Source organism: Methyloversatilis discipulorum, from assembly GCF_000527135.1.
In the GTDB taxonomy this organism is placed as follows: Bacteria; Pseudomonadota; Gammaproteobacteria; order Burkholderiales; family Rhodocyclaceae; genus Methyloversatilis; species Methyloversatilis discipulorum.
Map to the genome: position 1 here is coordinate 2,183,169 of NZ_AZUP01000001.1, position 14,172 is coordinate 2,197,340.

Annotated in this window: 12 protein-coding genes; 5 read left to right on the forward strand and 7 right to left on the reverse strand. The window is 67.4% G+C overall.

Annotation, left to right across the window (positions count from 1 at the left end; translation table 11 throughout):
• The first annotated feature begins 171 nt into the window (after positions 1 to 171).
• Positions 172 to 1,662 carry a DegQ family serine endoprotease gene (locus tag METFAM1_RS0110085; RefSeq protein WP_019919490.1) on the forward strand — a complete coding sequence of 497 codons (1,491 nt, stop codon included), beginning with the start codon at positions 172 to 174 and terminating at the stop codon, positions 1,660 to 1,662.
• Between the two features lie 203 nt (positions 1,663 to 1,865).
• Here METFAM1_RS0110085 and ribD read toward each other — a convergent pair whose 3' ends face one another.
• From ribD to METFAM1_RS0110115, 6 genes are all read right to left on the reverse strand, one after another.
• A complete protein-coding gene (ribD, locus tag METFAM1_RS0110090; RefSeq protein WP_019919491.1) occupies positions 1,866 to 2,972 on the reverse strand; it encodes a bifunctional diaminohydroxyphosphoribosylaminopyrimidine deaminase/5-amino-6-(5-phosphoribosylamino)uracil reductase RibD in 1,107 nt (368 codons plus the stop codon).
• Positions 2,973 to 3,452, reverse strand: coding sequence for a transcriptional regulator NrdR (gene nrdR / locus METFAM1_RS0110095; protein WP_019919492.1), 480 nt, complete (start codon positions 3,450 to 3,452; stop codon positions 2,973 to 2,975).
• A gap of 81 nt (positions 3,453 to 3,533) precedes the next feature.
• Complete coding sequence (locus tag METFAM1_RS0110100) at positions 3,534 to 4,424, reverse strand: flagellar brake protein (protein ID WP_019919493.1); 891 nt, start codon at positions 4,422 to 4,424, stop codon at positions 3,534 to 3,536.
• A gap of 67 nt (positions 4,425 to 4,491) precedes the next feature.
• A complete protein-coding gene (locus METFAM1_RS0110105) occupies positions 4,492 to 5,937 on the reverse strand; it encodes a LutB/LldF family L-lactate oxidation iron-sulfur protein (protein WP_019919494.1) in 1,446 nt (481 codons plus the stop codon).
• On the reverse strand, positions 5,934 to 6,599 hold the full coding sequence (locus tag METFAM1_RS0110110) for a LutC/YkgG family protein (protein WP_019919495.1): 666 nt from the start codon (positions 6,597 to 6,599) through the stop codon (positions 5,934 to 5,936). Before METFAM1_RS0110110 ends, METFAM1_RS0110105 begins: the two co-directional genes overlap by 4 nt.
• The gene (locus tag METFAM1_RS0110115; RefSeq protein WP_019919496.1) at positions 6,596 to 7,357 is read right to left on the reverse strand and encodes a (Fe-S)-binding protein; all 762 of its coding nucleotides are present in this window, start codon (positions 7,355 to 7,357) and stop codon (positions 6,596 to 6,598) included. The genes METFAM1_RS0110110 and METFAM1_RS0110115 overlap by 4 nt, the downstream gene beginning before the upstream one ends.
• A 102-nt stretch (positions 7,358 to 7,459) precedes the next feature.
• Here METFAM1_RS0110115 and METFAM1_RS0110120 point away from each other — a divergent pair, with 102 nt between their 5' ends.
• Complete coding sequence (locus METFAM1_RS0110120; RefSeq protein WP_019919497.1) at positions 7,460 to 8,170, forward strand: FadR/GntR family transcriptional regulator; 711 nt, start codon at positions 7,460 to 7,462, stop codon at positions 8,168 to 8,170.
• Positions 8,171 to 8,445: 275 nt separating this feature from the next.
• Here the strand turns inward: METFAM1_RS0110120 and METFAM1_RS0110125 are convergent, their stop codons facing one another.
• Positions 8,446 to 10,374, reverse strand: coding sequence for a sigma-54-dependent Fis family transcriptional regulator (locus tag METFAM1_RS0110125; protein WP_024300623.1), 1,929 nt, complete (start codon positions 10,372 to 10,374; stop codon positions 8,446 to 8,448).
• 385 nt (positions 10,375 to 10,759) lie between these two features.
• Between METFAM1_RS0110125 and METFAM1_RS0110130 the strand changes: the two genes are divergently transcribed.
• The 3 genes from METFAM1_RS0110130 (at position 10,760) to METFAM1_RS0110140 (ending at position 14,143) form a co-directional block, all read left to right on the forward strand.
• Positions 10,760 to 11,368 (forward strand): QcrA and Rieske domain-containing protein, encoded by a 609-nt coding sequence (locus METFAM1_RS0110130; protein WP_019919499.1) that lies wholly within the window; start codon positions 10,760 to 10,762, stop codon positions 11,366 to 11,368.
• A gap of 115 nt (positions 11,369 to 11,483) precedes the next feature.
• Positions 11,484 to 13,205, forward strand: a complete 1,722-nt coding sequence (locus METFAM1_RS0110135) for a methanol/ethanol family PQQ-dependent dehydrogenase (RefSeq protein WP_019919500.1) — start codon at positions 11,484 to 11,486, stop codon at positions 13,203 to 13,205.
• Between the two features lie 62 nt (positions 13,206 to 13,267).
• Positions 13,268 to 14,143, forward strand: a complete 876-nt coding sequence (locus METFAM1_RS0110140) for a transporter (RefSeq protein ID WP_019919501.1) — start codon at positions 13,268 to 13,270, stop codon at positions 14,141 to 14,143.
• Positions 14,144 to 14,172: the final 29 nt, after the last annotated feature.

The window sequence follows — 14,172 nt, forward strand, 5'->3', positions numbered from 1 at the left end:
CGCGCGATTCAATGTCAACAGACCCTCGGCCCGCGGCTTGACGATTGTTTCCGGATGAAAGCCGCCGGAACAGCCCGCCAGCGGGCCCGCTCCATCGTTCGCCCACAAGTTGCGCCGACTCGTTCCGGACAGATTGTCAGGCGCGCAAACACACGTCAGGAGAGGACATCGATGAAGATCAAGCTGTCTCGTACCGCACTCGCCGCGCTGACCGCGACCGCCTTCGGGCTGGGCGCCACGGCGACGACGGTCGACTGGATGCGTCACGCCGAAGCGGCACCGCAGTCGAAGCCGGTGCAGATTGCACAGGCGGCGCCGATCACCGCGCCGACGACGGCGCCCCTGGTTGCCGGTCTGCCGGATTTCAGCACGCTGGTCGAACAGACCTCGCCGTCCGTGGTGAACATCAGCGTGATCGGCAAGCCTTCGCGCGTGGCTGTCAATCCGAATGACCCGATGTTCGAGTTCTTCCGCCGCTTCGGCATCCCGGTGCCGCAGAACCCGCAGCGCGGCGGCGAGGGCCCGGCACCGCGCGGCATCGGTTCCGGCTTCGTCATCAGCCCGGACGGCTACATCCTGACCAATGCGCACGTGGTGGCCGATGCCGCCGAGGTGACGGTCAAGTTCACTGACAAGCGCGAATACAAGGCCAAGGTGATCGGCAGCGACAAGCGCACCGACGTCGCGCTGATCAAGATCGAGGCGAAAAACCTGCCGGCGGTGAAGCTGGGCAATGCCGAAACTACCCGCGTCGGCGAATGGGTAGCGGCCATCGGCGCCCCCTTCGGCTTCGAGAACACGGTGACGGCTGGCATCGTCAGCGCCAAGTCGCGCGCGCTGCCGGACGAATCGCTGGTGCCCTTCATCCAGACCGACGTGGCGATCAACCCGGGCAATTCCGGTGGCCCGCTGTTCAACCTGAACGGCGAGGTGATCGGCATCAATTCGCAGATCTATTCGCGCACCGGCGGCTTCATGGGTCTGTCCTTCGCCATTCCGATTGACGTTGCGATGCGGGTGGCCGACCAGATCAAGCAGTACGGACGCGCCAAGCACGCCCGTCTTGGCGTCAGCATCCAGCCGATCACGCGCGAACTGGCCGACAGTTTCGGTCTGGACCGCGCACGCGGCGCACTGGTCGCCAACGTCGAACAGGGCGGTCCGGCCGACAAGGCCGGTCTGCAGGCCGGCGACGTGATCCTGTCGGTCGATGGCCGAGCCGTGTCCGATTCCTTCGACCTGCCGAAGGTGATCGGCAATCTGGCGCCGGGCAAGACGGTGAAGATGAAGGTTTGGCGCCAGGGTGCAGAGCGCGACCTGAGCGCGACGCTGGGTGAGCAGAGCGACAACGAGGTGGCCGCGCTCGACGAGGGTGGTCGTGACAGCGGACCGATCCGCGACCGGCTCGGCCTCGCCGTGCGCCCGCTGACCGGTGCCGAATCGCAGCAACTGGGCGTCACTCGCGGCCTGGTCGTGGCCGACGCCGGCGGCGTGGCCGCACAGGCCGGCATCCAGCCGGGCGACGCCATCCTCGCGGTGAACGGCCAGCCGGTCGGCAGCGCGGAAGAACTGGCAAAGCTGGTGGAAAAGGCCAAGGGTCGCATCGCACTGCTGATCCAGCGTGGCGACAACCGCCTGTTCGTGCCGATCCGGGTGGGCTGATTCGCCAACTCTGACATCGCGGCCGAACCGGGGCCGGAGCGGGGATTCTGTGGGAGGGGTCTTCTGACCCCGACGGCGGACCGCGACGGCCGCGTCGCGGCCAAGGCCGCTCCCACAGGGAGTGCGCCCGATCGGCGACCGGAGACTGGATTTTGAGGGAGGGGTCTTCTGACCCCGACCGCAGCGTGTGCCGAAGCCCGCGCTTAAGCCGAAGGTCTGAGCCGGGCCAGCAGCCGCCAGTCCTTGCCGACCGCCCGCATATCGCGGATGTCGACATCGATGCGCTGCGCCAGCGTGTCGAAGGGGCCAAGGTTGAACAGCCCCATGCCGCGTCCGAGCACGGTCGGTGCCATATACATCAGCAGTTCGTCCACGCAGCCCTCGCGCAGCAGCGAGCCATTCAGCTTGTGGCCGGACTCGGCGTGCACCTCGTTCAGGCCGCGCGCGCCCAGTGCCTGGAACATCGCCGGCAGATCGACCTTGCCGCCCTCGTTCGGCAGCACCAGCAGTTCCGCGCCGGCGTCGCGCAGGGCCTGCGCCTTCGGCGTTTCGTCGGACGCACACACCACCAGCAGCGGCGAACGTTGGATGTCTGCGAACAGCTTCGCCTGCGGCGTCAGCTGCAGCCGGGCGTCAACGATGATGCGCAGCGGCTGGCGCGGCGTGTCGACTTCGCGCACGGTCAGGCTGGGATCGTCCTCGATCACGGTACCGATGCCGGACAGCACCGCACAGGCGCGAGCCCGCCAGCGGTGACCGTCGCGCCGCGCGGCGGGGCCGGTGATCCACTGGCTGACACCATTCTCAAGCGCGGTGACGCCGTCCAGCGTCGACGCGGTTTTCAGCCTGACCCAGGGCTTGCCGCGCGTCATGCGCGACACGAAACCGATGTTCAGTTCGCGCGCCTCGGATTCCAGCACACCGCATTCGGTCTCGATGCCGGCGGCGCGCAGGCGCGCCAGACCGTTACCGGCGACCAGCGGATTGGGGTCCTGCATGGCGGCGACCACGCGCGCAACACCGGCGGTAACCAGCGCGTCGGCACACGGCGGCGTGCGGCCGTGGTGGCTGCAGGGCTCCAGTGTCACGTAGGCAGTCGCCCCGCGCGCCGCTTCGCCGGCGGCGCGCAATGCATGCACTTCGGCGTGCGGCTCGCCGGCCTTTTCGTGCCAGCCTTCGCCGACGATACGGCCATCGCGCACCAGCACGCAGCCGACACGCGGATTCGGCGAAGTGGTCCACAAGCCGCGCGCGGCCAGCTTCAGCGCGCGCGCCATGAAAAGGGTGTCAAGCGTGGCGTCGTGCGCCATTCAGCCTCCCGTCTTGCGCGGCGCGCGCGGCGGCTTGGTCACCTCGCGCACGACCTCGGAAAATTCATCGACGTCCTCGAAATTGCGATAGACGCTGGCAAAACGGATGTAGCCGATCTTGTCGAGCTTCTTCAGTTCGCGCATCACCAGTTCGCCCAGACGGTCGGTCGCCAGTTCGCGCACACCCATCGTGAGCAGGCGCTCCTCGATACGGTCCATCGCCAGATCCACCGACTCGGTGGTCACCGGGCGCTTGCGCAGGGCCAGCATCATGCTGGCGCGCAGCTTTTCGCGGTCGTAGTCGGCGCGCCGACCGTCCTTCTTGACGATCTGCGGCATCTTCAGCTCGACCCGCTCGTATGTGGTGAAGCGCTTGTCGCAATGCGCACAACGACGCCGGCGACGGATGATGTCGCCGTCCTCGCTTTCGCGGGTTTCGACCACCTGGGTATCGGGAGAGCTGCAGAACGGGCATTTCATGGCGTCGCTCCGTGCATGGACGGCGCGAATGTTACGCCCGGATGCGGCATTGCGCCGCATTTCGTCCGCGCAGGCGCAGATTCAGGCCACGTCGCTCGCTTCGATCAGCTTCTGATAGGTATAGGCGGACAGTGCCAGTCGGTCGCTGCCCTGCACTTCGACGAACTCCAGCCCGTGCTGCACCGCATGCGCCTCGCTTTCCGGGTTCGGATTGCTGCGTACCGAGCGGATACCCGCCTTCACATGTACGAACTGGTCGATATCGTCGAACTGCAGCCGGAACTTCAGCTGCAGCAGGTCGCCGATCTCGCCGAGCGCCGCCTTCGCGGCCAGCAACGCCCCACCCTTGCTGATATCGATCAGGGTGCCGGCATACAGCGCGCCATACATGTCGGTCAGCGAAGTGATCAGCCGCACGCTGGCCCGCTGGGCCCGGCGCACGCGCATGCCGCGCACCTTCTTCGGATAGCTCAGGTGCAGGTAGGGAAAGGGCGTGTTCGACATCTTGAGCACGTGCGCCGGGAAGGCATACACGCTTTTGCCGGAGAAGAAGCGGACGACGAAGGTCGCGTCCTGTTTCACCATGGCGAAGGCGCCATCGACCATGGGCGGCGTCACCATGACGCTGCGCCCCTTGGCGTAGCCGAGCAGCTTCACCGCATGCCGCGGCGCGTCGTCGGCTGCGCCCTGCAGTTGCAGCACGTCGCCGACCTGCAGCCGGATGTCCTCCAGCTCGAGCAGGATGCCCTCCTTGTCAGGCGCCGGCTCGCCGTCGGGCCCGACGCTGGACGGCGCCTGCACCTGGTTGGCAGCCATGCGGTCTCGGTAAAGACCGCGCTCGCTCAGCACGTCGAGCTGGTTCTGCGTCTGCACCACGACGCCGGCCTTCAGCAGCAGCTTGTTGTTCTGGTCGTACAGCGAATACGGCAGGGGCTTGCCCAGCACCACATCGGTCTTGCGCACGGGAATCATGACGGCCTCGGAGGCAGCGGTATCCCCCGGGGTATCGACAGGCCGCGCCGAAACTTGAAGCCGCCGCTCAGCGCGGCTGGCCGCGTGCCTTCATCAGATCGTGCAGGCTGCGCGCGGCCGGGACCAGTGGCGTGCGGTGCTGCGTCCAGCCCATCTGCCGGCGCGGCGCCAGCCAGCGGAAACGGGTGGCGGCCCAGCGCAGCAGCCGGTAGCGGCCCGGGCTGGCGTAGATGCCGCTCCAGAAGCGCCACACCAGTTTCTGGCCGACGCTGAACGAGGCGCCCTGCCCGGCCAGCGGCTGCGCCACCGCCGCGCCCGGCGCGCGATTGGCTTCGGTGCGCAAGCGCATCAGCAGCGACGGAATCGGAATGCGCACCGGGCACACCTCGGCACAGGCGCCGCACAGGCTGGAGGCGGTCGGCAGGTCGCGGCTGTCGTCCAGCCCGAGCAGATGCGGCGACAGGATCTGGCCGATCGGCCCCGGATAGGTGGTGCCGTAGGCATGGCCGCCGACGCGCGCATAGACCGGGCAGTGGTTCATGCAGGCACCACAGCGTATGCATTGCAGCGTCGCGCGCAGCTGGGCGTCGGCATAGGCCTGGGTGCGACCGTTGTCGAGCAGCACCAGGTGCATGCGCCGCGGACCGTCCTGGTCATCGGCACGTCGCGGACCGGTGATCAGGTTGAAATAGGTGGTCGCCGCCTGACCTGTGGCCGAGCGCGGCAGCAGGCTGGCCAGCGGCATCGCGTGTTTCAGCGTATCGACCACCTTCTCGATGCCCATCATCGCGATGTGGATGTCCGGCACCGTCGTCGACAGACGGCCATTGCCCTCGTTCTCGACCAGCCACAGCGTGCCGGTTTCGGCGATAGCGAAATTGACGCCGGAAATGCCGATGTCCGCCTGCATGAAGCGCTCGCGCAGCACTTCGCGACCGGTGCGTATCAGCGCATCGACGTCTTCGGTATAGCCGGCGTCCGGAATCTTCTGTTCGAACAGCCGCGCGATGTCCTGCTTCGTCTTGTGGATGGCCGGCATGACGATGTGCGACGGGCGTTCGCCGGCCAGTTGCACGATGTACTCACCCATGTCCGATTCGAGACACTCGACGCCGCGCGCTTCGAGGTAGTGATTCAGTTCCACCTCCTCGCTCACCATCGACTTGCCCTTGATCACCCGCCGCGCACCGGCATCGGTGGCGATGCGATGGATGATGGCGCAGGCCTCGTCCGGCGTTTCCGCCCAGTGCACCTCGACGCCGCGCGCCTGCAGATTCGCCTCCAGCTTCTCCAGCAGTGCCGGCAGATGCGCCAGCGCGTGCTTGCGCACCGCCTCGCCCAGATCGCGCAGCGCCTCGGTTTCCGCCGGGTCCGGAAACTGGCTGGCGCGCTTGTCGCGCAGGAAGTTCATCGCGCTGCGGAAGTTGTCGCGCAGCCCCTCGTCCGCCAGTGCCTCGCTGACGCGGTCGCGGAACTGCGCCGGCGACACGAAATGCATGGGCTGCGCGCTCATGCCGTCTCTCCGTCCGCGATCACCACCACGATCAGTTCGCGCGGGCCGTGCGCGCCGTAGGCCAGCGTCTGCTGGATGTCGGCGGTGCGCGAGGGGCTGGACACCAGCACGCGGTTGGTCGGCATGTCGTCGGCCCAGCGCTGGCTGCTCGACGCATGGTGCAGGTCGTCGTACAGATCGCGCGCATCGATGCAGACCAGGCTGATCGGCGGCACCAGCGACAGCGTGCGCGGCAGTGCGCCGCCGTGGTTCAGCAGCAGCGCGCCGGTCGCCGCAATGCCGGCAGAGGCCGGCGTGAAGCCGGCGTCGATGGTCGCAAACATTTCCTGCTTCCAGTGCTCGATCGCACCGTCGAAGCGCACCGCTTCGATGGCGGACGGCAAGGTCGCCGCCAGCTCGTCGGCGCGCACGTCGCTGTTCAGTGCCAGGCGACGCACGCCGCGCAGGTGCAACGCATCGGCTGCAACGCGCGCCCATTCCGCCGGCTGCGCCACCATCACGTCGGTGCGCGAGGCGCGCAGTCGCGCGCACAGCTGCTGCAGCCGCTCGTCCGGCGTCAGTCGTGGTCGCTGCGCGTAGTAGGCCGCTACGTCCGGCGGCGTCACCGGCGCGCCCGGCTCGGCCGCGCGCAGGCGGGCGAGGATGCGTTCGCGCGCACTCATGCCTGCCTCTCCAGTCGACTCAGCAGGAAGCTCGCAAGGTGCTCGCCGCGCAGCGCCCGACCCTGGTGTTCCGCCGCGTGCGAAATGTTCAGCATGCAGCCGCAGTCGGCGGTGACGAAGCGCTCGCAGACCGCCGACAGGCTGGCCACCTTGTCGCGCACGATGGCGCCTGATATGTCCGCGTGCTTGAGCGAGAACACGCCGCCGAAGCCGCAGCATTCCGATTCGTTGACGTGCGTGTCGAGCGTGACGCCGGGCAATGCCGACAGCAGTTGCACGCCGTGTGCGCGGGTACCCATTTCGCGCCGCGCACTGCACGAGGTGTGCAGGCCGACGGTCACCGGCTCGGCGCTCGCCATCGAGTAGTCCACATGCAGTACCTCGACCAGGAAGCCGGCCAGCTCATGCACGCGGCCAGCCACTTCACGGGCGCGCGCCTGCATCGCCGGATCGTCGTCGAACAGCGTTGGCCAGTGGTGACGCATCATGCCGGCACAGGAGCCGGACGGCACGACGATGGGCCAGGGCTGGTCGAACAGCGCGATCTGCGCCGCCGCCACGCGGCGCGCCTCGTCCGGGTTACCGCTGGTGAAGGCGGGCTGGCCGCAGCAGCTCTGGGCATGCGGGAAATGCACGGTCAGTCCTTCGCGTTCCAGCAGTCGCACCGCATCGACGCCGGCCTGTGGCACGAAGAGGTCGATCAGGCAGGTACCGAACAGATAGACCTGATCGGGGCGCGGCGGGCGATCTGCGTGCATCGGAAGCTCCGGTGGGCACCCGTAGGTGCGATGGAACGGGATGATCGCGGCGCCGTCGCTTCAGGCAAAATTGGTCGGACCAATTCTCCTGGACACGTCACCATGCCGCCGACCGCCGCCGACCGCGCCACGCGCGAACTCGAAGCTCGCCTGCTCGACGGCCGCTACGCCGCCGGCGCCCGCCTGCCGGCCGAACGCTCGCTGGCGGATGAACTGGGCGTGTCGCGCGGCACGCTGCGCGAAGCGGTGCAGCGCCTGGCCGCGCGCGGTCTGCTGGCCAGCCGCGTGGGCAGCGGCGTCTACGTGACCGACCGCCTGCACGGCGGGCTGACCTCGCCGTGGCGTCAGTTGCTGACCGAGCATCCACACCTTGGAAACGACATGCTGGAATTCCGCCGCGTACTCGAAGGCGAGGCGGCCGCCTTCGCCGCTGAGCGCGCGACGCGTGCCGACCTGACGATGCTGCGCGGCGTGATCGACCGCCTGCGCCGCGCCCGGCGCAACGATGACGAAGCGCAGGAGGTGCTGCTCGATTCGGTGTGGCACGGCGCCATCGCGACCGCCGCGCACAACGCGATGTTCGGCTATCTGCAGGCCAATCTACTGGCGCTGCACCGCGAACACATGGCGCACAACCACGCCGGCCTGCGCTTCGGCGACCGCGCGGTGGCGGAGGCGCTGTGGCAGCAGCATTTCGCGCTGTGGGAGGCGATCCGCGCGCGGGCACCGGAGCAGGCGCGCGACACCATGTACGCGCACATCGACTTCGTGCGGGCGCGACTGGCGCCGGACGCCGCGGCCGCGGTGCGCTGATCGCGACGGCGGTCTTTATCGAAGCTGGCGGCTTGCAGCAGCCGTATCGCGAGCAAGCTCGCTCCCACAAAAGCTCCACGACTCACCGCTTGAGCAGATGTGATTTTTTGTGGGAGCGAGCTTGCTCGCGATTACGGCCCGGATCAAAGTCCGCGGCACGCATACACCGCGTCGCGGTCAAGGTCGCTCCCCCAAAAGCACTCGCGCCTCGTGGCCGGAGCCGGGTTTCTGTGAGAGGGGTCTTCTGACCCCGACTGCACCCGCAATGCGCTGCGTCAGCGGCTCGGGAAGCGCCCGCGACCCAGGCCGTAGCGGCTGAGCCGGCGGTAGAAGGTGGCGCGCGGCATGCCCATCAGCGCGGCCGCCTCGGTGGCGCGCCAGCCGGTCGCCTCCATCGCTTCGACGATGCGTCGCCGTTCGTCCGCTTCGGCCTCGCTGCGCGGCAGCGCGACCGCGGGCTGCGGTTCGTCGAGCGCACGCAGGATATTGTCCGGCAGATGCGTGCGCGACATCGTGTCCGATTCGCATACGGCCACCGCGTAGCGCAGCGTGTTGCGCAATTGGCGGATGTTTCCGGGCCAGCCATAGCCCATCAGCTCTTCGGCCAGCACGACCGGCAGTTCGATGTCGCGGCCGGCGGCGGCGCACTCCTCGTCGAACACCTGCTGCAGAACGTCGCGCCGGTCGCTGCGCGCACGCAGCGGCGGCAGCGTAAAGGTGGCGGCATTCAGCCGGTAGAAAAGATCCTCGCGGAAACGACCGGCGGCGACCAGCGATTCGAGATCGCGGTGGGTGGCGCAGATGACGTTCAGATCGACCTTCTCCGGTTCGGTGCCGCCCAGACGCAGCACCTCGCCTTCGGCCAGCACGCGCAGCAGCCGCGTCTGCAGCGGCAACGGCATGTCGCCGATCTCGTCGAGAAAGAGCGTGCCGCCGCTGGACAGCTGGATCTTTCCCGCCTCGCCCCTCGCCTTGGCGCCGGTGAACGCCCCCTCGCGGTAGCCGAACAGTTCGCTCTCGATCAGGTTCTCAGGAATCGCCGCGCAGTTCAGCGCAACGAAGGGCTTGTCGCGCCGCTCGCTCTGCGCGTGGATGGCGTGCGCGAACGCTTCCTTGCCGGAGCCTGTTTCGCCGAGCAGCAGGATGGGCAGACGGCTGTTCACGATGCGCTTCAGGCGCTGGATGTCGCTGACCAGGCGGGTGTCGCGAGCGGTGAGCGTGGTGAAGTCGTGCCGGCCCTGCACCGCGCGCCGCGTGACCCGTCGCTGCTCCGGCACGCGGACGATAGCCGACAGTGCCTGGCCGGTCGTGAGCCGACGCAGCGCGACCGGCATGCCCGGGCGGTCGTGCGCGGCGCGCAGCAATTCGTCGGCGCTCAGATCGAACACTTCATGGAAGGCACGCGGCAGCGGACCGGCGTGCTCCAGCAGTTCGACATGGGCGAGGAAATTGGCCTGCACCACGTAGCCACGCTCGTCCAGCGCCAGCAGGTAGCTGCGCTCCGGCTCCAGTCCGCGGCCGATGCCACCAATCTGCAGCGTCCACCGGTGGCGGTTGGCTTCGATGAACCAGGCGTTCTCGATGAAGCGGGCGTTCTGCGCCACCAGCTGGAACACCACCGACTGGCTGCGTCGGTCGTCCGGTGAGGCCAGCGCCGAGGCGTTCAGCACGCCCATGATGTCGTTGTCGGGACCGAATATCGGTGCCGCGCTGCAGGTGATGCCAATGTTGTAGGCACGGAAGTGCTCACCCTTGTGCACCAGGATGGGCGCGCGATCGACCAGCGTCGTGCCGACGCCGCAAGTGCCTTCGTCCTGTTCGGACCAGCAGGCGCCGACACGGAAACCGCGCGATTTGAATTCGTGGTCTATGGTCGGCAGGCCACGGAAATCGACCGTGCTGCCGTCGGCGTCGGTCATCAGCACGCAGTAGCCGGCGTCCTTGATCTGGCTGTGCAGCTTGCCCACGCCGAGGCGCGCGAGCTGAAGGAAGGATTCGATACGTCCGCAGCGCTCGCGCACCTCTGCTGCACTGAGGATGCGCGGCGCCGCCGGCACTTCGGGGTCCACCCGGTAGAGCTCCATCGAGCGCCGCCAGGAATCGGCGATGCGCTCCTCGCCGGCCAGCGCCAGCGCGCCGGCGCGCGCATCCGACGCCGCGGCGACCCGCCTCATGTGTTGCGAAAACTCGTCCCTGAATCGCATGGCCCGTCCTCCTCCGACACGTTTTTCGTCATCGCCGTGCGGTCAGGCCGCCAGCTGTTTTCGCGACAGTGTAGGAGACGCCTTCCGCGCGCTTCAAGCGGAATCTCCGCTGCACCGCAGCATCGAAACACCCCTGCAAGCCACTGAATTACAAGGATTTGTCTCACTCAGAGTGAGATTCCGTCTCACCTGAGCGGGAATTCCCGCTGCGCTCGACCCGCCTCGTTCGCGGGATGGATTCCCCGTTCCGGCGGGCAAATCCGGCGCCACTGCGTCGTTTGAAACACGTCTGCAACACAGCCCATCCGCATATCGAAGCCGCGTCCGGCACATGGCACGCCGCTCGCTCCATGGCTGTTCGCCACACCGAACCTGCGAGGAGACCATGGACAAGGACAACACGAAAAAAGTCGCCGACAGCGCATGCGCCCCCTGCTGCATGCAGCGTCGCGATGCAATGAAGGCCGCCATCGCGGTCACCGTCATGCTCGGCAGCGGCCTGCGTGGCGCGCAGGCCAGCGAGCCGGCCGACCTGCCGCCGCAACCGGGCGACCGCCTGGTGCGCATGGACGACGAAGACACGCCGCAGCCTTTGAAGGCGGCCGACATTCCGCTCGCCAGCAAGCCGGTACGCGCGCTGCCCTTCGCCGCGACCGATGCGCTGGTGCGCGACGGCAGCCGTCTGGGTCGCGTCATCCTGATGCGCTTCGACCCGGCTTCGCTCGACGACGAAACCCGCGCCCGCAGCGCCGACGGCGTGCTCGCCTACTCGGCGGTGTGTACCCACCAGGGCTGCGAGGTGAGCGAGTGGGACGCCAATGGCGGCGCCATGTTCTGTTTCTGCCACTTCTCCAAATTCGACCCGCTGAAGGCCGGTGCCGTCACCGCCGGGCCAGCCGGACGCGCCCTGCCCTGGCTGCCGCTGAAGAGCGAGAACGGCGAGCTGGTGGTGGCCGGCGCGTTCAGCTCCGTCCCCGGCGTGCGCAAGGGCTGACCGGCCGATCCCGCTTTACACCGTCCGGACGTCACAAGGCGAAGCGTCCGGGCTGCAGCAGCGGTCGCGCCCACGAAGCGCGACCACACCTTCGCCCTAAAACACAGGAGGAAGCATGAAAACCATGATGAAGCGGACCGCCCTCGCGGCGGCACTGCTCGCACCGCTGGTGGCCGGTGCGCTGCCGGCCTACACGCCGGTGACCGACGCGCGGCTGAACAAGCCCGAGGCGCAGAACTGGCTGATGTACCGCGCCAACTATGCCGGCTGGGGCTACAGCCCGCTCAAGCAGGTGAGCGACAAGAACGTCGACAAGCTGCAGCTGGCCTGGGCTTTCTCGACCGGCATGACCGAAGGGCATCAGGCGCCGCCCATCGTGAACAACGGCTACATGTTCGTCGCCACACCGAACAACCAGGTCATCTGCCTTGAAGCCAAGACCGGTCGCGAAATCTGGCGCTACAAGAAAACCATTCCGGACGAACTGCAGCAACTGCACCCGACCAACCGCGGTGTCGCGCTGTACGGTGACCGCGTCTACATCGCCACCACCGACGCCTTCCTGGTCGCGCTCGACGCCAAGACCGGCAAGGAGGTGTGGAAGACCGCAGTGGCCGACTGGAAGTCCGGCTACTACATGACGCTGGCGCCGCTGGCCGCCAAGGGCAAGATCATGATCGGCAGCTCCGGTGGCGAATACGGCATCCGTGGTTTCGTCGCCGCCTTCGATGCCGACACCGGCAAGGAAGCGTGGCGCACCTACACCATCGCCGGCCCCGGCGAACCCGGCGGCGACAGCTGGCCGGGCGATACCTACAAGCGCGGCGGCGGCTCGGTGTGGATCACCGGCACCTATGACCCGGACACCAACCTCGCCTTCTGGGGCGTCGGCAACGCCGGCCCGTGGATGGCCGACACGCGCAGCGGCGACAATCTGTACGCCAACTCGGTGCTGGCGCTGGACGTCGACACCGGCAAGCTCAAGGGTTATCACCAGTACCACCACAACGATTCGTGGGATTGGGACGAGGTATCCGCCCCGCTGCTGATCGACCTCGAGCACAAGGGCAAGAAGGTGAAGTCGCTGGTGCACGCCGGCCGCAACGGCTATCTGTGGATGCTGGAGCGCACCGACAGCAAGGTGAACTACGTCGATGCCTGGCCCTATGTCACGCAGAACGTATTCACCCAGCTCGACCCGAAGACCGGCCGCCCGACCTATGACCCTGCACGCATCCCCGCCACCGGCAAGACGGTGAACTTCTGCCCCTCGCTGTGGGGCGGCAAGGACTGGCCGCCCGAGGCCTACAACCCGCACACCGGCCTGCTCTACATCCCGGCGCAGAACAACCTGTGCTCGGAACTGACCGGCGAGCCGGTCAAGTACAACAAGGGCGATCTCTACCTCGGCGTGTCGATCGAGAACGTGCTCACCAATGTGCGCATGACGCTTGAGTCGAAGGTGCACATCGGCGAAGTGCAGGCCTGGGACCTGAAGACCGGCAAGAAGGTGTGGACCCACACCTACCCGGAAATGAACTGGGGCCCGCTGATGACTACGGCCGGCAACCTGGTGTTCGGTGGTGGCACCAACGACCGCAAGTTCCGCGCCTTCAACGCCAGCACCGGCAAGCTGCTGTGGGAATTCCCGACCAACTCGGGCGTGACCGGCGTGCCGTCCAGCTTCGAGGTCGACGGCGAACAGTATGTCGCCGTGCAGTCCGGCTGGGGTGTCGATGCCGAACGCATGCAGGGCGCGTTCAACGCGGTGCTCGACAAGAAGACCACCGTGCCGCAGGGCGGCGTGATCTGGGTATTCAAGCTGCCCAGGAAGTGATCCGCCGGGGCGCCCGCTCTGCCGAGCGCCTGCCTGACAAACCATAACAAGGACATACCCTCATGAGCACTGCTGCAAACACTCCCATCCGCGCCGCAAAGGCTGTCGTCTCCGCTGCCGGTATCGCACTGGCGCTGCTGTCCGGCAGCGCCAGCGCACAGACCACCTTCGACGTGATCGGTCCGCACGAGTACGACCTGCCGGTGAACTTCGACCAGCCGTTCAACGTGTTCGTGCAGTACGCCACCGTGCAGCGCGACAGCCGGCTGTTCGATAACGACGGCGATCGTCAGCGCGGCAACAGCGCGCAGAAGATCATCGGCCTGTCGAAGTACGTGCGCTTCTGGACGTCCGAGTCGAACCGCAACATCGGTCTGGCCTTCGAGGTGATCCAGCCGACGGTGGGCATCCGCAACCGCGACGCCGTCGATCCTGACGCGCGCCACATCAGCGGTTTCGGCGACACCATCACCGGCGCGGCCATCTGGTACAAGCCGACGCCCGGTTCGACGCTGGGCTTCCAGACTTTCCTGCAGATCCCGATCGGCGACAAGGACGTCAGCGACACCAACTGGAAGAACCTGTCCAGTCTGTTGTGGTACGTGCCGCTGACCGAGCGCATCGGCTGGACCGGCGACCTGGGCTTCGTCGCGCAGAGCCGGCGCGACGACGGCAACCGCCCGGGCATGCTGTGGCACACCAACAACCGCTTCGGCTACCGCGTGAACGACTGGCTGGAGCCGTTCGCCGGTGTCGACTACGAGCGCATCAGCGGCCGCAATGGCGCCGATGACTCGTGGGGCTTCGATGGTTCGCTCGGCGTGATGTTCCATTACTACGGCAACCAGTCGATCGCGCTGCGTTACTCGCACGGCATCGAAGGCGAGAACCGGCCGGTCAACAACAGCATCAACATCAAGTACGCCTACGTCTGGTAAGTCCCGACCGGGGGCGTGCCGCGGCGCGC